The following is an 18,521-nucleotide window of genomic DNA, read 5'->3' on the forward strand; positions in this document are numbered from 1 at the left end:
AACGACTTCAGTCGTTCCAATTGTTCGTAGTAACGACTTCAGTCGTTCCAATTGTTCGTAGTAACGACTTCAGTCGTTCCAATTGTTCGTAGTAACGACTTCAGTCGTTCCAATTGTTCGTAGTAACGACTTCAGTCGTTGCTCTCGTGTCATGGCGGACGCCATGACACTTATCCATGAGCGGATTAATTAGCTATTTGGGGACTGGAGGTTACGCTTCCAAAGGAGGGCGTGACGAAAGCATCCGCTTTCGTCACGCGGTAACGACTGAAGTCGTTACTACGAACATCCTCCCCATCCTCCCCCTTCAAATAACCTTAATCAATTCCACCCCGGGGACTGGAGGTTACGCTTCCAAAGGAGGGCGTGACGAAAGCATCCGCTTTCGTCACGCGGTAACGACTGAAGTCGTTACTACGAACATTTTCCCCCTCCTCCCTATCTTCACCCTTCACATCACCTTAATCAATTCCACCCCATCGCGATCGTCTACCTCATTGAAATAGACCTTAACCTGTTCCTCCTTTGCCGTGGGGAGAGTTTTGCCGATGAAATCCGGATGAATGGGAACTTCCCGATGACCGCGATCGACTAGGACTGCCAACCGAATCAGAGAGGGTCTGCCATAATCGGCGATCGCATCCAAGGCAGCGCGAATCGTGCGACCCTTGAAAATCACATCATCCACCAACATCACCTCCTTCCCCGTCAAATCAAACGGCATCTCCGTTTTTGCCGGAGTTCGCATCCCAATATTATCCAAATCATCTCGATAAAATGTAATATCTAAAGCACCCACCGGCACCTGAATCTGTTCTAAAAGTTCAATCTGACTCGCCAACAGATGCGCGAAGGGAACCCCTCGGGTGTAAATGCCGATCAGCACCAATTCTGACAAATCATTGGACCGTTCCACAATCTGGGACGCCAGACGGGTCACAGTCCGGCGCAGTTCTTCTGCGGAGAGGATTTCAATCACGTTAGCATTCATGTCAAGTCTGGATGGAAGACTTTATTATTGATAGCGCAGATTGGGAGATTTGGTTAGGGGTTGCCGGAGATTGGGGAGATTGGGGAGATTGGGGAGGTGCACAAGGTATATCAGTGCGCTTTATTTAGTTTTTGTCAGTTTTGGCGTTTCCCTCAGTTATTCGCCTACAATTTTGGAGTGCGAGCATTTTGTATGAAATGGGCAATAGCTACAAACTAAGATAACGACTGAAGTCGTTACTACAAACGATTAAGAACGACTGAAGTCGTTACTACAAACGATTAAGAACGACTGAAGTCGTTACTACAAACGATTAAGAACGACTGAAGTCGTTACTACAAACGATTAAGAACGACTGAAGTCGTTACTACAAACTAAGATAATTCCACCAATTCTCCCCCATCCTCCCCATCCTCCCCATCTCCCGGTTATCAGCCTAGAAATTGAGTGGACAGGAACCAGCAACTGATGGTGATGCTTAACCACGTTAAAAAGCACCATCGGGTGAGTAACATGGCTTGGTGAATGCGGTGTGGGGTGATGGGATTGAGGGGGGTATTTAAGAGGGGTTTGGGTTTAGGGATGCCGCGATAGTAATTGATGCCACCGAGTTGGACACCGAGGATAACCGCATAGGTGCATTCACTCCAACCGGAATTGGGACTGGGGTCTTGGGTGGCATCCCGTTGACAGATTCGCCAAATCTCTGGGAGGAAGTTGCTTAATAGTCCCAAGGTAATGACGGTTAAGCGACAGGGAAACCAGGTGAGAATGTCTTCGAGTTTGGCGCTACACCATCCTAAATCGGTATAGGGTTCATCCCGATAACCGACCATTGAATCGAGGGTACTGGCAGCTTTATAGGCGAAGGCTAAGGGTAAGGGCCCAATATGAAAAATTATGGACCCGGCGATCGCATAAAATAAGGGAGCCATGACGCCATCTACGGCATTTTCGGTCACGGTTTCTAAGACGGCGCGCATCACTTCAGATTCGCTGAGATTGTCTGTATCTCTGCCTACATATAGACTTAATTTTTGACGCGCTGTTGCTAAATCGCAGTCGGTTAGGGGTGCTAAGACGGTTTCTGCAGCGGTTCTTAAACTGCGACCCGCGAAACAACTGGCGAGGAGGATACTTTCGATCGCCAATCCCAATAAAGGATGCAAATAATAGGACCCCTGAATCATTCCCCATCCGATTAATCCGGTGGCGGCGACTGTCCCAGTCGCCAGAATAATGCCTGCAATTCGGCGAATAACCGGATGTTTCCAGCGGTTTAAAACCCATTGGCTATAGTGAGAAATCACCCAACCCATGCATTGAACTGGATGGGGCCAACCCCAGGGGTCACCAATCAAAAAATCCAGATAAGCGGCGATCGCTAGAACGCCCAGTGCAAATTCTGTGGGTTGCACGATTGATACAGCTAACCTTATGGGTGAGGACATTAACTCATCTATATTATTAGCGATCGGTGCGTTTGGCTTCAATCTGAGTCAAAACACTCATTTTCCGTGGGAACTGGCTATACCACAAAATTGGTTTCTTCTTCTTGGTACGCTTGCCAACTTCTGGCATCAAAGTACAAATCTTCGAGGGAAATGCTATAGAGAGATTCCTTCAACTTTTGGTGCAATTGATTCCAGAGGCGATCGGTGACCCAATCCTCCGCTTGTTCGCTATCCGGGGAGGATCTCGGTAAAGGCTCAATTGTTTCTCCCACCGCTTCTAGAATTTGACCTAGAGAGATTTGTGCCGGATGTCGGGCGAGTTGATAACCGCCGGTGGCACCGCGCAGGGATTTGACTAAACCCGCGCGCCGCATTTCCATCAATAATTTTTCCAGATAAGGGGCGGGTAAATCTTGGCGATCGGCGATCGCTTTTACAGAAGTTGGGCCAAACTGTGGCTGTAAACTCAAATCAAGCAGCGCCTTCACGCTATAGTGTCCTCGGGTTGTTAGCTTCATCCCTTGAATAGAATCTGATAGTGCATCAAAACTTGGTTATAACCCTTTTCAACCGCAAGAGGGATTTATATTGAAAATATTCTGCTCCCTTCATCAGATGCTTACCTCTCCCCTCACCCGGGGATCCCTGTCCCTCCAGCATTTACAGACTTTGCCTTCTATGTCGTCTATATAGTAAAAAAGCGATGACGTCAAGACTCTAATGAAGGATGCTGACATCATTTTTCTTCACTAGAAGCAACCTTTACAAACAAAATCTGCCTCCGGTTAACCCAACCCTTCCTAAATTGATTCTGATTGGCATAAGATGACATCAGCCCCAATCCAAACCTCCCTCATCAAGCGGACTGAAACCGGACTCAAGCTTTTAAACGTAACCCTTGAACGCCTCATGATGCCCCTCTAACTCTACCCTTACTCGCTCATTCTCTTGGAAAACGCTTCAAGTTAGGATTCAGTTAGCACAGTGGCTATTTCCCAGATAAGTGACCGATGTTAACCCCTTCTTCAATCCATCGTGCTTCTTTCATCTGCCCTTGAACAACTCGATTCGAGACCATTACCTTCCTTCGACGAAGCTCCTCTCGTTTATCATTACGATCTTTAGGCCACCATTCACCCCTGTCCCCTTTCTATCCTCAGATAGGTTAGGGTCAATTCGACTTGTACCGGGCAGTACCTCTTATCAGTCCACCCCTAGCTATCACTCACGTTTGCCGATTCCAGTAAAGCCTTAACGATTCCTGATGTCACAGATCGGGTAAAAATCTAGTGACTATCCAATCTGATTCGTGTAATATAGTTTAATAACCTGACTGCCTGAAAAAAAAGTTCTAATTTTTAGCAACACTCAGTTAAAATAGAACTCGTTAGACCTATTGTTCATGGCGGTCGTTGTAAGTCAATGAGTAAAAAGAAAAAGATGGAACCCCTAGTTGGTGAAGATCTTCTCCAGAAAGTCAAAGATCTAGAGAACCTCAGCAAAGAAGAAAAAGCCAGAGAGTGCGGCTACTACACCGTTACAAAAAATGGGGTAGAGCGCGTCAATATGATGAAATTCCTCAATGCCCTGATTGATGCTGAGGGTATTGAACTCGATGGCAAGCAAAATGGTCAAGGTCGTGGTGGACGCAGTGCCAGTTATCGGATTAGCGTCCAGTCAAATGGCAACTTACTGATCGGATCGGCTTACACCAAGCAAATGGATCTCAATCCGGGTGATGAATTTGAAATTTCCCTAGGACGCAAACATATTCACCTGCGCCAAATCGATAAAGATTCTGACGACGAATGAGTTCCAGACGGCGATTCTGTAACGGCTCATGCCAGTCAGGTCGCCGCAGTTCAACAAGCGACAGAAAGCCGACTCATCGGGTAGAGGATAAAGAGGGTTGCTTTTCAACCCTTACCTAGTCTCTTGAGTAATTCTGACGCTTGGTTTGGGGCGGCGGCAAGTGCCAAAATCCTTGCCGCATCTAGTTCTCAGGAATTCAGCCCAGTGCTGTTTATGCCTCCTGAAGTCAAGGCCAAACTAATTCAATACCGTCAGTCCTCTCGGTAGCAATCTCAGTGGATTCACAGTTCTAATTTGGCTTTCCGTCCCGCCATAACCGCACCCTCGCTTTCTATTCCATCACCCTCAAGAGAAGAAGTGTTGGGGCGGGTGTTGGATGGGGGGTTAATCTATCAGTTCCCAGGTCATCCATTGGCCGGGAGATGAACAGGTCTGTGTCTCGATCGCCCCGGCAAAAAAGCCCTGGTTTGGCGATCGCATCTCTTCCGGACCCGCACCACCCCGTAAATCCATTCATCAATTTTTAACCCACTTCGTTCCCTCGGTCTATCCTTCAATCTCAGACAAAGGATCCGAGGAAACCCCGATAAATCCCTCAAAAACTATTCAGTTTTCTGAAAAAATCCTAGGAGTTCCGTTGTCAAACCGGGATAAGGGCGGGATTAGCATTCTCGCGGGTCCGTTAATTCAAATCAGGCGATCGCGAACAAGCTGATTGCATCAGCCGATTCCCTCCCCTGTACCCTCCAGGCGATGCTGTAGTCCGTAACATAAATATCACCCTGACCATCCTCACCGTCTATTCCCCTAGAGGGGGATTTCTTGACGATTCACCAACCCCTCTCCCCCTCCATTGAGGTCGCCAATCCGAGTAATTGTCGCGATCGCTACCTGACATATATAGATTGCCTTCAACAGAAGGGTTGAGAAAAATTGATGATCCACCGCGATTGCAGGTTCAGGACCATTGCAAGACTATCCTGATGGGTCACAACCCCCAACAATCTTTCCTCGCCACCGCCACATCAACCCCAACTCTACCCAAAATTTAGGAACCGTTAATCCCCCTACAACCCCGATTAGAAATCAATAACCCAACCCCAAACAAGGCACATTTCAAGGCGATCGCACTTCCCTACCCAGACTTGAGTAATTGTCATGTGGGCATTGCCCACCGTAATTCAGGTGGGCAATGCCCACATGACAATTACTTGAAATCACAACATTGCTATATCCAAGATTTGATAATGTAGAATCCCCTAAGCGGCCCGATCGCCTTGGGATAACTCCCGAGACGATGTAGCATTGGACAGCAATACATAAAATGCCAACGCTTCAGAAACAGCCGCAACATTGCCAGCTAAAGAAATCCCCTCGCGATCGAGCAACCCTAACACCCGATGCGGATCATCCGGGTCTACCACAGGCAATTGTCGCAATCCTCGGGCCGCCATGCGGTCTAACGCTTCACTCAGCAACTCATCGGGATAGGCATACAAAACTTCTCGGGTACAAATCTCGGCGATCGCCTGTTCCATCCAAGGAACTGCCCCTGAGTCCGATTCTACCAGGGGACTTCCCGGTCGTTTTCCCAAGGCGATCGCCCGTTCAATATCCTGTAAACTAACAATTCCAATCAGGCGATCGGTGGAATCAAACACCAAAGCACTGTAAGACCTCCCCTGAGTTAAAGCTAACCCCGCCTCCAACACCGACTGAGTATCCTTCAACATCACCCAAGACTCATGCATCGCTTCCGCTACAGACATTTGTTGTAAAATCTCTACATTGCGATCGGGAGCAACATTAAACCCCATCTGTTCTGGATTCAACTCCGAATCATGGCGAACCTTTGACCCTTCTACTAACCAAGCGGCCAAACCCACTGCCGCCATCAAAGGCAGCACAATCCGATAATCCCTTGTGAGTTCAAACAGCAATAAAATAGCCGTCAGGGGTGCTTTAGCGGTTCCCGCCAATACCGCAGCCATTCCCACCATTGCGTATGCAGGAGGGGCGGCAATATGAGGGGCGATCGCCGGTAAATTGGCAGCTAAAACTTTCCCATAAGCGGAACCCAAGGAAGCCCCCAAAAACATCGCGGGAGCAAATACCCCTCCCACCAACCCACTCCCTTGACAGAACGCCGTTATCCCCAACTTGACCACCAGTAGGGCGACTAACAACGGCAGGGAAAACTCCACATCCTGAAGCATTGCCTCTACCGTTTCATAGCCAATTCCCAGGATTTGGGGCCATTGCAGGGCCACCAACCCCACCGCCACTCCGCCGATCGCCGGATGAATCGGGCGAGGAATTCGCCCTAGCCATCTGACTAGCGCCACCTCTCCGCGAAAGCAGCGACGGGCGAATTGAATCGTCTCTGTAAAGGCGATCGAGACTCCTGCGGCCAATAAACCCAAGCCCAAATACAGGGGGAGTTCCAAGGGAGAACGCACCTCATACATGGGTAGAGTAAAAGCGGGTTGAGAACCCAAGCCAATTTGAGCAATTAACGCCGCCACCACTGCTGCCAGCAACACCACACTCACCGCCGAAGTGGCAAAGGTCGTCCCCAGGACCACCTCCAAGGCAAAAAACACTCCGGCGATCGGGGCATTAAATCCTGCTGCCAATCCCGCTGCTGCACCGGCACCCAAGAGTAAGCGCTGACGTTCTCGCGACACTTGCAGCACTTCCCCCAACAGCATCCCAAAATTCGCCCCAATTTCCACGCTGGGTCCTTCCGGCCCTAAAGAGGCCCCGGTCCCCAAGGACACCGACGCCGCTACCATTTTTGTCACAGGTCTTAGGGGTAGCAGTTCCCGCAGGCCCTGAGTTGCGGCAATTAACGCCGAAATGCCTGGACCAAAATCGGGCCGATGCCAGCGCATCAACCCCACCACGGCACCCCCTAGGGCCGGAATACAAGCCAAGGTCCAAGGTCCCGCTGGGGAAATGATGCCCATGACATCCTCCAGCATCAGGGTATGGATCAGGTGAATCAGGTAGTGAAAGGTGACGATTCCCATCCCGGTGCTAGTGCCAATGAAGACGGCCAACAGAAGCACAACCGTTTCTGGGGTGGGCTGCAATCGGTTCAGAAAACTCGTGAGGGAGGACTTGGAAGGGGCAGGAGGGGCTTGCCCAGGACGTAACAAATCGGAGGGAGGGAGGGCTGTCATGAAATCACGATGCGGTGAAAATGTGGAAAGTTTTAACTTTTGTTACTATTTTCTCATTTTCCACAGACCCTGGAACGCTCTTGACTGCGGTTTTTTGGAACAATAGTGAATTCTCTTTCCCTGCCCTATCAAGGCCCAGTTGGCCCCGGCAATTTTGGCCCCGGTTGAGTGAGCGTTGCTCTGAACTCTGGACAGGAATTCTCGGGAGTCTTGAACAGTAGCTCTGTCAAGATGGCAAATTTAATCACGAAAAATCGTTGTTTCTTGTAGGGGTTTGGAAACCAAACCCTCTGAAGATTCAGGGGGGAGTTTTTGTTGAATTCAGCCAGATGCTGTCAAATTGCCACCGCTTCGCCCCAATCCGGGCTTACAGTTCTAGCTATCCTGGATTCTGAGCGGATTGTAGGGATGCGGACGGATTGCCCAGTCCTTCGGGGCGATCGCAGTCGATGCGGACAGTTTGAGCTTGAATCGATTCTGCAATCTCGTTCATCGCCAATTACCGAAGGTCAAAAGGGAGAAATCAGTCTGGCTATATTTTATAATATCTGATTTTTAAGCTAATTTAATCGCCAAATTTTAGAAAAATCCGGACAATCTCCTCCCCATTGAGTCAGGACTGCACAGTTAATTCAACTTTACCCTCGACCCCAGTCTGAACTCAACCTGTTATATAATAATGGTCAAGACAATGCAATTCCACGCTCCGGCCCAGGAGACCGGACTCAGGCCAGTCCTTTGATAGATGGAACGTCGGGGCGAGATCGGATCGTCACCGGGTCAGCTCAAGCTACCCAGGAATCAAACTTGGATTCAACAAGGCACAGCAGAATGGATTCAAAGCGCCTTGTCCAAATTTTTATTAACAAGTGCCAACACTTCCTGAGCTTAAAAAGCTCAAAGAGCAAAAGGGGTTTAAGCCGATGAACGCAAGGGGACACCGATTTAAAACACAAAATATTTACAATTAATCTCAGTCTTTGTCTATCAATCTTGTTAGAGTAGAATGAGAGTAGAAATAGGGGAAAGCAAGGCACAGGGATAGCCTTAGACACCCTCGGGCATCAGGTCCCCCCTAGGGTTCAATTTTCATCAGGAAAATGGGGCGATTTACCCGTTCCCACGGGGAGAACTCTCCCCCAGGGGAGAGGGTGTTCCGCAAATTCGCCCGGTTTGACCCCAGCTAGAGCAGAGTCCTGGCCTTTTTGGAGCCTTGAAGGAATAGGGAGGGCAGTATGAGTGCAGCGCCAGGGTTCCGAACCGATCAAGGGTGAAAGGGAGTGTTTCTTTTGGGGTCAGCCAGGGTGGAGTGAACTCTCCCCCAGGACATTAACCCAGATGGCGATCGCCACCCCCAAGCTAAATCCGGAGTAACCGTGAGCATTCAATCCCTTATAGGGTAAACCGGGTGACGGGAAATCTGATCTCAAAATGCTCCGTCATCGGACGTGGGTGAAGCGCCAGGAGTGATTAGGGATTGAACTCATCACCCCGGCAGTCAATCACCCACCGATGCAAAGACCGCAGCCGCAAGACCCTTCAATAGAAGGCAAAAGAAGGCAAATTGCGATCGCAGAGGATACCTCCATCCGAGTTTCCACGGAGTGAAAACTCAATCAAAGAACCCACAGAACCCCACCCAAGTCAATCCTTAGAACCCAAGGAGTTTGAAATTGTTAAATAAGTTTGTGACATTCATCCGAATTTCCACTTTTTCGGGTATAACAGGAGAATGCTGCCATAAGTTTCTAAAACCGGGTTAACTTTGAATATAGTTACCTCTATTTTCTCCTTCTTAGAGATTTAGCCGAAACGTACAACCTGACTCATAGACCCCATTGCGACTACAAGCGAAATACACCCATGCAAGAGATGCAAAACCAATTCACAGTTCACTTCTGGGGCGTGCGAGGGAGCATAGCCTGTCCCGGGTCCGAAACCGTTCGCTACGGTGGTAATACACCCTGCATTGAGATGCGAGTGGGTGGTGAGCGCCTAATTTTTGATGGAGGGACGGGCTTAAGGGTTCTAGGACTATCCCTGCTATCACAGATGCCGGTCAAAGCTTCGATGTTTTTCACGCACTCCCACTGGGATCATATCCAGGGGTTTCCTTTTTTTGTACCGGCTTTTATTAAAAATAATCGCTTCCGCATTCATGGAGCAATCGCGCCGAATGGAGCCACCATCGAGCAACGCCTCAACGATCAAATGTTGCACCCGAATTTTCCGGTGCCGTTGCAGATTATGGGTGCTCAACTGGAATTTAACGATATCAAAATCGGCGAAGTCGTGCAAATTGGAGAGGTTAAGGTTGAAAATGCCCTCCTCAATCATCCCGGAGAGGCAGTTGGCTATCGGGTAAGCTGGCGCGGGTATGTAGCGGCGTACATTACGGATACAGAACATTTTCCCGATCGCCTCGATGAAAATGTCCTGTGGTTAGCTCGCGATGCCGATGTCATGATTTACGATGCGACCTATACCGATGATGAGTACAACTCCCCCACCTCCAGCAAAGTCGGATGGGGACATTCCACCTGGCAGGAAGCGGTCAAAGTGGCTAAGGCAGCCAATGTGAAAAGACTGGTAATTTTCCATCATGACCCCTTACATAATGATGATTTCCTAGATCGGATCGGGGAGCAAGCGGCTCAACTGTTTCCGAATTCCCTGATGGCAAGAGAGGGACTCTCAGTCCAGTTAATTACCCCCGGGGAAGAACCAGCGGTTCCCGAAGCGCAACAGGCAAAAGCCTCGGTCTAATCCAGATTGATCGGTCTAAACTCAAACGGGTGAGGCTTCAACATCACTGAGGTAGAGATGGAATTGTCCAGTCGCTGCTGAAGCATCACCCGAGATCACGGGCGATCGCCCCACATAATTTTCAAAATCAGCAGAATTTTCACGGGAGAAATTTTGGCTAGAGTTTGGGGAGTTTCCATTTATGTGTCAAAATGTAAACTGTGTGGATTACCTCTTCTCTAACAACGGCTCTGACTCCCGCCTCTGTTGCCCTGGGAAATTTTGATGGCATTCATCAGGGACACAGACAGGTCATGCAGCCTATTTTACGTCCGTCCTTGCGCCGTCAGCCGCTTTCTGTCCCTCCTCTGACGGGAGAAAGCTATGGGGAAAATTCCCCCCCCAACCCCGAGGCATCGGTGAAGAATGCCCAAGAACTCGGGTTAGAATCCTACCCCACCGTCGTTACCTTTAATCCCCATCCCCAGGAATTTTTTTCCCGGCAACGGCGGAGTTTGTTAACCCCCCTGAGTGAAAAGGTCAAATATTTAGAAGCGCTCGGGGTTCAACAGCTCGTTTTGCTGCCCTTTGACCAGGATTTAGCCAATATGACCCCGGAAGCCTTCGTGGAAGAGATTCTGGTGCGACAGCTCAACGCTCAACAGATTAGTGTGGGGCAAGATTTTTGTTTTGGACGCCAACGCTCAGGCACGGTTACCGAACTCAAGGCGATCGCCGCTCGTCACGGGGTCACTGTTCACCTGGTTCCCTTACAAACGGCCAATGGCGATCGGATTAGCAGTTCCGCCATTCGCGAAGCCCTCCTCGAAGGCAACCTCAGACAAGCCAACTCCATTCTCGGACGCCCCTACAGTCTGATTGGAGAAGTCGTGCAGGGAAAACAGATTGGTAGAACCATTGGATTTCCCACCGCCAACCTGCAACTCCCGGAGCAAAAATTTCTCCCCCGCCACGGCGTCTATGCCGTGCGGGTTTATGGTGCATCCAGCCTGGGGGAAGAGAACGGGTTGATGGGAGCCTTGAATATCGGGACTCGTCCTACTGTCGATGCGATCGCCACCCCCACCGTCGAAGTCCATTTATTAGACTGGTCCGGGGATTTGTATGGAAAAACCTTAACATTGCACCTAGAGCATTTTTTGCGTCCCCAACAAAAATTTGACTCCCTAGACCAACTCAAAGCCCAAATCCAAACCGACTGCGACAGCGCCCGAACCCTGTTAAGTAATCCAGAAAGACCCGCACCCTGAAGGGTGGGGCTATACGGACAGAGCCTCTCCTGCGCGGGCTATTCATATTAGACTTACACAGAAAGACCCGCACCCTCAAGGGTGGGGCTATACGAACGAAGCCCGCCTGCGCGGGCTATTTATATTGAGTTCTCTTACAGAGCGATGAGTACCAGCATGGAGTATCACCCAGTTTAACCGTAAGCTGGTAACAGGGATCTGTTCTCCATGCCCGATCATCGAGTCCAAAATAATACCAAATCCGGTTGTTAAAACTCGATTTTCTTTCTTAGCCTGCGTAGGCAGGCTTCGTCCGTATAGCCTCCGGGCTTTAGCCTGCGGGTTTTAACAGACCTATCTTACCAAGATAACCCTGGGTGATATTGAGCGAATTATGAGAGACCGTGTAGAAAAACTAACCCACAACCTCAGTCAAACCATTGTCGGTAAAACCGATGCGATTCGCCTCGTCCTCGTGGCCCTCTTTAGCGGGGGCCATGCCTTGCTCGAAGATGTCCCCGGCGTCGGCAAAACCTTGATTGCCAAATCTCTGGCGCGTTCCATTGCCGGAGACTTTAAACGAATCCAATGTACCCCGGACCTCTTACCTACCGATATCACCGGAACCAATATCTGGAATCCCAATAGCGGCGAGTTTCAATTTCTCCCCGGTCCCGTCTTTACCAATATCCTCCTGGCGGATGAAATTAACCGGGCCACCCCCCGCACCCAGTCGGCCTTGTTAGAGGTGATGGAAGAACAACAAGTCACCGTCGATGGCGTTCCGAGGACCGTTTCCCATCCCTTTTTTGTGATTGCGACTCAGAACCCCATTGAGTATCAAGGTACCTTTCCCTTACCGGAAGCGCAAATGGACCGCTTTACCCTGTCCTTTTCCATTGGGTATCCTAGCGAAGCCGAAGAACTGCAAATGTTGCAGCGCCTGGAACACAAAGGGTCTAACTTCCGGGACTTGCAACCCTGCCTGGAACTGGATGAAATCTTGGAACTGCAACGCCTTTGTTCTCAGGTGCGCGTCGATCGCTCCTTGCAGCAATATATAGTCAATTTAATCCGCGCTACCCGAGAGTCTGAGGATATTACCCTCGGCGTCAGTCCCCGGGGTGCCCTCGCCTTGCAACGCGCCACCCAAGCCCTGGCTTTTCTAGAGGGTCGCGATTATGCTGTTCCCGATGATGTCAAATGGTTAACCCCTCATGTCCTCTGCCACCGCCTAATTCCTTCCGGGGGACGACGTGCTAAAACCATTGTGGAGCAACTCTTGCGATCGGTTTCCATTCCTTAACCGTAGGACTTACGCCTTACCCTAAGTCATGTAGGGGCGATTCGCGAATCGCCTCTACATGATTTAGGGTCCCGATAGCTTGAGTTATCAATTTGCGCTCCATGATCAACATGATATTAAGGTTTATCAGAACAAAAATCTTCCGACGGCAGGGGGTGCGATCGCCCTTCGTCCTGTTTCTACTGCTCCTGTTTTGGAGTGTCATCATCTCCTGGCAACTCGCCGAGGCGATCGAGCCTCCGCGCATCCCTACCGTAGATCCTGTCCCCGAAACCTTGCAACTCGGACAAGAACTCTACCTCAACAACTGCGCCACTTGCCATATCGCCCCCCCTCCAGCCATCTTCCCCACCGAAACCTGGCGAGACATCATCCAAGACCCCAACCACTACGGCATCCAAATCCCACGCCTCGTCGATCCAGGTCGTCTAGTAATTTGGAATTACCTGAGACTCTTCTCCCGCCTCCAAACACCCGAGACAGCCATCCCGTATCGCATCGCTGACTCCAACTATTTCAAAGCCCTCCATCCCAGAGTTGAACTCCCCGAGTCCCTCACCCTGAGAACCTGCATCCAATGCCATCCTGGTGCAGAACAATACAATTTTCGCAGCTTAACCCCAGAGTGGGAAAATGCTGAGTGATTGGTCATTGGTCATTGGTCCTTGGTCATTTGTCATTGGTTGATGGGGAAGATATTCGGTGTCACGATTGAAGTTGTTTCTTCTTGTTTGTAGTAACGACTTTAGTCGTTGCTCTGGGGTTATGGCGATCGCCATAACCCCAGCAATCTCCGGGTCTATCGCTTGCCTGGTTGGGGACTGGATGCGGGCCTGAGATGGGCGTTACTTGGCATTGGCCAAGTAACGCGGTAACGACAGCAAGTCGTTACTACGAACTTAAGAGAACGACTTGCTGTCGTTGCTCTGCTTCTTGTTTGTAGTAACGACTTTAGTCGTTGCTCTGGGGTTATGGCGATCGCCATAACCCCAGCAATCTCCGGGTCTATCGCTTGCCTGGTTGGGGACTGGAGGCAGGGCCTAACATGGGCGTTACTTGGCATTGGCCAAGTAACGCGGTAACGACTGAAGTCGTTACTACGAACAAAAGAGAACGACTGAAGACGTTGCTCTGCTTCATGTTTGTAGTAACGACTTCAGTCGTTGCTCTGGGGTTATGGCGATCGCCATAACCCCAGCAATCTCCGGGTCTATCGCTTGCCTGGGTGGGGACTGGATGCGGGCCTGAGATGGGCGTTACTTGGCATTGGCCAAGTAACGCGGTAACGACTGAAGTCGTTACTACGAACAAAAGAGAACGACTTCAGTCGGGACGTTGAACTTCCCCAATCTCCCCAATCTCCCCAATCTCCCCAATCTCCCCCCATCTCCCCCAATGACAAATGACAAATGACAAATGACCAAGGACCAATGACAAATGACAAATGACCAAGGACCAATGACCAATCCCCCCCATCTTCCCTCATCCGTTCGGTAGAAATGATAAAATTCATATCAGTTCCAACTCCCGTCAGCCAAGCTGTGTAAAATACGGGACATAAAACTGGCTGAATCAAACCCTCTTAAAAGTAGCGCTACTGTCCTGATATGCTTAAAAATCTGCTAGGCGACCCCAACGCACGCAAGTTAAAAAAATATCAACCCACCGTCGTTGATATCAATCTCCTTGAAGAAGAAATCCAGGCCCTCGACGATGAACAACTAACGGCTAAGACAGCAGAATTCAAAGAACTGCTCTCTAAAGCCAAAACCATCGCCCAAGAAAAAGAAATCCTGGATGACATCCTCCCCGAAGCCTTTGCGGTGGTCCGAGAAGCCGCTAGGCGGGTTTTGGGGATGAGACATTTTGATGTGCAGTTGCTTGGGGGGACCATCCTGCACGAAGGGCAGATTGCCGAAATGAAAACCGGGGAAGGGAAAACCCTCGTTTCCACTTTACCGGCTTACTTAAACGCATTAAATGGCAAAGGCGTCCATGCCGTCACCGTTAACGACTATCTCGCCCGACGAGATGCGGAATGGATGGGACAAGTCCATCGGTTCCTCGGGTTAAGCGTGGGACTAATTCAACAGGGAATGTCCCCCACGGAACGCAAGAAAAACTACGCCTGCGATATCACCTACTGCACCAACTCCGAACTCGGGTTCGACTATCTGCGGGATAATATGGCAACCTCAATGGCAGAGGTGGTGCAGCGGCCCTTCAACTACTGCATCATCGATGAAGTGGACTCGGTGCTCGTGGATGAAGCGCGGACCCCCTTGATTATTTCTGGGCAGATTGAACGCCCCACAGAGAAATATACCCGCGCCACGGAGATTGCGATGGCGTTGAATGCTGAGGAGCATTATGAGGTAGATGAAAAAGCCCGAAATATCCTGTTGACCGATGAAGGGTTTGCCCAAGCTGAGGAATTATTGGGAGTGACGGACCTTTATGACCCGGCAGATCCTTGGGCGCATTATATTTTTAATGCGATTAAAGCCAAGGAACTGTTTATCAAGGATGTTAACTATATCGTCCGGCAGGATGAAGTGGTGATTGTGGATGAGTTTACCGGACGGGTGATGCCCGGACGGCGCTGGAGTGATGGATTGCACCAGGCGATCGAGGCGAAAGAACGAGTGGAAATCCAACCGGAAACTCAAACCCTGGCAACCATTACCTATCAAAACTTTTTCCTGTTGTATCCTAAGTTAGCCGGAATGACCGGAACCGCTAAGACAGAAGAGGCAGAATTTGAGCGGATTTATAACCTCCAAGTGACGGTAATTCCCACAAATCGCTCCCTCCAACGTTATGATATGTCCGACGTTGTGTATAAAAGCGAAGAAGGGAAATGGAAATCCATCGCCCAAGAATGTGCGGAAATGCACCAAGCAGGACGCCCGGTATTGGTGGGTACAACCAGTGTTGAAAAATCCGAGGTCCTCAGCAGACTCCTGAATCAACTGGAAGTTCCTCACAATCTGCTCAACGCCAAACCGGAAAACGTTGAACGGGAGTCGGAAATTGTCGCCCAAGCGGGTCGCAAAGGGGCCGTTACCATCGCCACCAACATGGCGGGTCGCGGAACCGATATCATTCTCGGCGGTAATGCCGAATATATGGCCCGTCTGAAAGTGCGGGAATACCTGCTACCTCGCATTGTGCGACCGGAGGAAGAAGGGGATATAAATGCGCCTAAAGTGGCTGGACTCGATACCCGCAATAAACCGGAAGGGTTTGCGGCAACTTCTGAGAAGAAAGTCAAAACTTGGAAAGTCTCCCCGCAAATTTTCCCCACCCAACTTTCTCGGGAAACGGAACAGCAACTCAAGGAAGCGGTAGAGTTTGCAGTCCAACAATATGGGGAACGGAAGCTGGCGGAATTAGAGGCGGAAGATAAAGTGGCAGTCGCCTCAGAAAAAGCTCCTACCGAGGACCCGGCAATTCAAAAACTCCGGGATATCTACAACCGAATTCGCGAAGAATACGAAACGTTTACCAGCAGTGAACATCAAGAAGTGATTCAACTCGGTGGACTGCACGTCATCGGGACTGAACGGCACGAATCCCGCCGGATTGATAACCAATTACGGGGACGCGCCGGACGGCAAGGCGACCCGGGTTCTACGAAGTTTTTCCTCAGTTTACAGGATAACTTATTGCGGATTTTCGGCGGTCAGCGCGTCGAGTCCATGATGAATATGTTCCGGGTGGAAGAAGATATGCCGATCGAGTCTAAAATGCTGACTCGTTCCCTGGAAGGCGCACAGAAAAAAGTGGAAACCTACTACTACGACATCCGGAAACAGGTGTTTGAGTATGACGAGGTGATGAACAACCAACGGCGCGCCATCTATGCCGAACGTCGCCGAGTTTTGGAAGGATTAGACCTGAAAGAACAGGTGATTAAGTACGCGGAACAAACGATGGATGATATCGTGGAAGCGTATGTCAACCCCGATTTACCCTCGGAAGAATGGCAACTGGATCAAATGGTGGATAAGGTTAAAGAGTTTGTCTACCTGTTAGCGGATTTGGAACCGTCTCAATTGGAAGACTTATCCATTGATGAAATTAAAACGTTCCTCCAGGAACAAATCCGGATTGCTTACGATTTGAAAGAGGCGCAGGTCGATCGCATTCAACCGGGACTGATGCGACAAGCGGAACGGTTCTTTATTCTGCAACAAATTGATACCCTTTGGCGGGAACATTTGCAACAAATGGATGCGTTGCGAGAATCGGTTGGGTTGCGGAGTTACGGTCAAAAAGATCCGTTGTTGGAGTATAAGAGTGAGGGGTATGAGTTGTTCCTGGACATGATGACGGCGATTCGTCGGAATGTGGTCTATTCATTGTTCCAATTCCAGCCGCAAATGCAACAAGCGCAAGCTGCTGTGGCGGAACGGTAGAGGTTGATTTGCCGGGGGTTAAATCCCCCGGTGGATTGGGAAGGAAGGAACCACGGATTTCACGGATTTTCACGGATTTAGATGAGTTTGGATATTTATAAGAGTGTATTACGGCCTTTGATTTTTTCAGGTGTGCAACCGGATCCGGAGTGGTGGCATCATCAAACGATGGTGGTGATGGAGTGGTTGAATCGGAATCGCGATCGCGCCACCATTAGCACGATTTTGTCCCAATTAAATCGCAGTTCTACGGTTGTTGATACCCGCTTAGAACAAACCCTCTGGAACATCAAATTTCCTAACCCCATTGGATTAGCTGCGGGATTTGATAAGAATGGGACGGTAGGGGGAAGTTGGTCTAATTTAGGGTTTGGGTTTGCTGAACTCGGGACGGTGACGTTTCATGCTCAACCGGGTAATCCTCGTCCTCGAATGTTTCGCTTACCCCAGGATTTAGCCGCTATCAATCGCATGGGGTTTAATAATAATGGTGCAGAAGCTTTAGCACAACGCCTGACTGCGGATAAAGATAAGGGACAAGTTACTTCGGAAAAACCGATTATTGGGATTAATTTAGGCAAGTCCAAAATTACGCCTTTAGAAGAAGCACCGGGGGATTATTTAGGCAGTTTTCGGCTGTTGAAAGAGTTCGGGGATTATTTTGTGGTGAATGTGTCTTCACCGAATACCCCAGGATTGCGATCGCTGCAAGAAGGGAAACAACTGGCGGAGATTTTAGACGCCTTGCAACAGGAGAATCAAGGGGTTAAACCGATATTAGTTAAAATTGCCCCCGATTTGGAATGGGAAGCAATTTCCGAGGCGATAACCGTAGCTCAAACTTATCAACTGGCGGGGATGATTGCCACGAATACGACCATTCGCCGGGATGGATTAAAAACCCAAACGATTAAGTTAACCGGAAACCCGGTTACGGAAGAAGCGGGAGGATTGAGTGGTGCACCATTAAAAGGGCGATCGACTGAAATTATCCGCTATATTCATCAACAAACCCAAGGACAAATGCCAATCATCGGCACCGGGGGAATTTTCACCGCAGAAGATGCCTGGGAAAAGATAACGGCAGGTGCTTGTTTGTTAGAAATTTACACCGGCTTAATTTACGAAGGCCCCTGGATGGTGCGGCGCATCTTAGCAGGATTGGTGCAGAAATTAGAGGAAAATGGGTTAGGAAGTATTGCTGAGGCAGTGGGGAGGAGTTAGCGGTTGGGGAGAATCTCATATCAATATGATGAAATATGCTCCCTGTAGAGAAACCTATCTAAACCTTGTCCTAATAAGTCAGACAGTCTGTACCTAATGTCAATAAAACACACTATTCTTAATCAGAATGGCT

At 49.6% G+C, this 18,521-nt stretch carries 14 protein-coding genes; 9 read left to right on the plus strand and 5 right to left on the minus strand.

The window, feature by feature from the left end; genetic code table 11:
- Nucleotides 1–451: 451 nt before the first annotated feature.
- The 3 genes from pyrR to NG833_RS03205 form a co-directional block, all read right to left on the minus strand.
- A complete protein-coding gene (gene pyrR, locus NG833_RS03195) occupies nt 452–991 on the minus strand; it encodes a bifunctional pyr operon transcriptional regulator/uracil phosphoribosyltransferase PyrR (protein ID WP_254563886.1) in 540 nt (179 codons plus the stop codon).
- A gap of 431 nt (nt 992–1,422) precedes the next feature.
- Entirely contained in the window at nt 1,423–2,442 is a 1,020-nt protein-coding gene (cbiB, locus tag NG833_RS03200; RefSeq protein WP_254563887.1) for an adenosylcobinamide-phosphate synthase CbiB, read from the minus strand.
- Between the two features lie 77 nt (nt 2,443–2,519).
- On the minus strand, nt 2,520–2,963 hold the full coding sequence (locus NG833_RS03205) for an RrF2 family transcriptional regulator (protein WP_254563888.1): 444 nt from the start codon (nt 2,961–2,963) through the stop codon (nt 2,520–2,522).
- Nucleotides 2,964–3,867: 904 nt separating this feature from the next.
- Here NG833_RS03205 and NG833_RS03210 point away from each other — a divergent pair.
- Together NG833_RS03210 and NG833_RS03215 are read left to right on the plus strand one after the other, a co-directional pair.
- On the plus strand, nt 3,868–4,257 hold the full coding sequence (locus NG833_RS03210) for an AbrB family transcriptional regulator (protein ID WP_015150561.1): 390 nt from the start codon (nt 3,868–3,870) through the stop codon (nt 4,255–4,257).
- A gap of 123 nt (nt 4,258–4,380) precedes the next feature.
- A complete protein-coding gene (locus NG833_RS03215; RefSeq protein ID WP_254563889.1) occupies nt 4,381–4,524 on the plus strand; it encodes a hypothetical protein in 144 nt (47 codons plus the stop codon).
- Between the two features lie 117 nt (nt 4,525–4,641).
- On the opposite strand, the gene NG833_RS30295 is transcribed toward NG833_RS03215, so the two are convergent.
- Both NG833_RS30295 and NG833_RS03220 read right to left on the minus strand, forming a co-directional pair.
- Nucleotides 4,642–4,770 (minus strand): hypothetical protein, encoded by a 129-nt coding sequence (locus NG833_RS30295; RefSeq protein WP_256555805.1) that lies wholly within the window; start codon nt 4,768–4,770, stop codon nt 4,642–4,644.
- 746 nt (nt 4,771–5,516) lie between these two features.
- Nucleotides 5,517–7,442 carry a chloride channel protein gene (locus tag NG833_RS03220; protein ID WP_254563890.1) on the minus strand — a complete coding sequence of 642 codons (1,926 nt, stop codon included), beginning with the start codon at nt 7,440–7,442 and terminating at the stop codon, nt 5,517–5,519.
- Nucleotides 7,443–9,305: 1,863 nt separating this feature from the next.
- Here NG833_RS03220 and NG833_RS03225 point away from each other — a divergent pair.
- The 7 genes from NG833_RS03225 to NG833_RS03255 all read left to right on the plus strand — a co-directional run bounded on the left by NG833_RS03225 (nt 9,306) and on the right by NG833_RS03255 (nt 18,388).
- Nucleotides 9,306–10,208 (plus strand): MBL fold metallo-hydrolase, encoded by a 903-nt coding sequence (locus NG833_RS03225; RefSeq protein ID WP_254563891.1) that lies wholly within the window; start codon nt 9,306–9,308, stop codon nt 10,206–10,208.
- A gap of 200 nt (nt 10,209–10,408) precedes the next feature.
- A complete protein-coding gene (locus NG833_RS03230; protein ID WP_254563892.1) occupies nt 10,409–11,458 on the plus strand; it encodes a bifunctional riboflavin kinase/FAD synthetase in 1,050 nt (349 codons plus the stop codon).
- A 373-nt stretch (nt 11,459–11,831) separates the two neighbouring features.
- Nucleotides 11,832–12,743 (plus strand): MoxR family ATPase, encoded by a 912-nt coding sequence (locus NG833_RS03235; RefSeq protein ID WP_254563893.1) that lies wholly within the window; start codon nt 11,832–11,834, stop codon nt 12,741–12,743.
- A gap of 101 nt (nt 12,744–12,844) precedes the next feature.
- A complete protein-coding gene (locus NG833_RS03240; protein WP_254563894.1) occupies nt 12,845–13,387 on the plus strand; it encodes a diheme cytochrome c in 543 nt (180 codons plus the stop codon).
- Nucleotides 13,388–13,701: 314 nt separating this feature from the next.
- Entirely contained in the window at nt 13,702–13,935 is a 234-nt protein-coding gene (locus NG833_RS03245; RefSeq protein ID WP_254563895.1) for a hypothetical protein, read from the plus strand.
- A gap of 415 nt (nt 13,936–14,350) precedes the next feature.
- Nucleotides 14,351–17,164, plus strand: a complete 2,814-nt coding sequence (secA, locus tag NG833_RS03250; protein ID WP_254563896.1) for a preprotein translocase subunit SecA — start codon at nt 14,351–14,353, stop codon at nt 17,162–17,164.
- Between the two features lie 87 nt (nt 17,165–17,251).
- A complete protein-coding gene (locus NG833_RS03255) occupies nt 17,252–18,388 on the plus strand; it encodes a quinone-dependent dihydroorotate dehydrogenase (protein WP_254563905.1) in 1,137 nt (378 codons plus the stop codon).
- Nucleotides 18,389–18,521: the final 133 nt, after the last annotated feature.

The sequence above is a fragment of the Oscillatoria sp. HE19RPO genome (assembly GCF_024220515.1).
Taxonomy (GTDB): domain Bacteria; phylum Cyanobacteriota; class Cyanobacteriia; order Cyanobacteriales; family Laspinemataceae; genus Laspinema.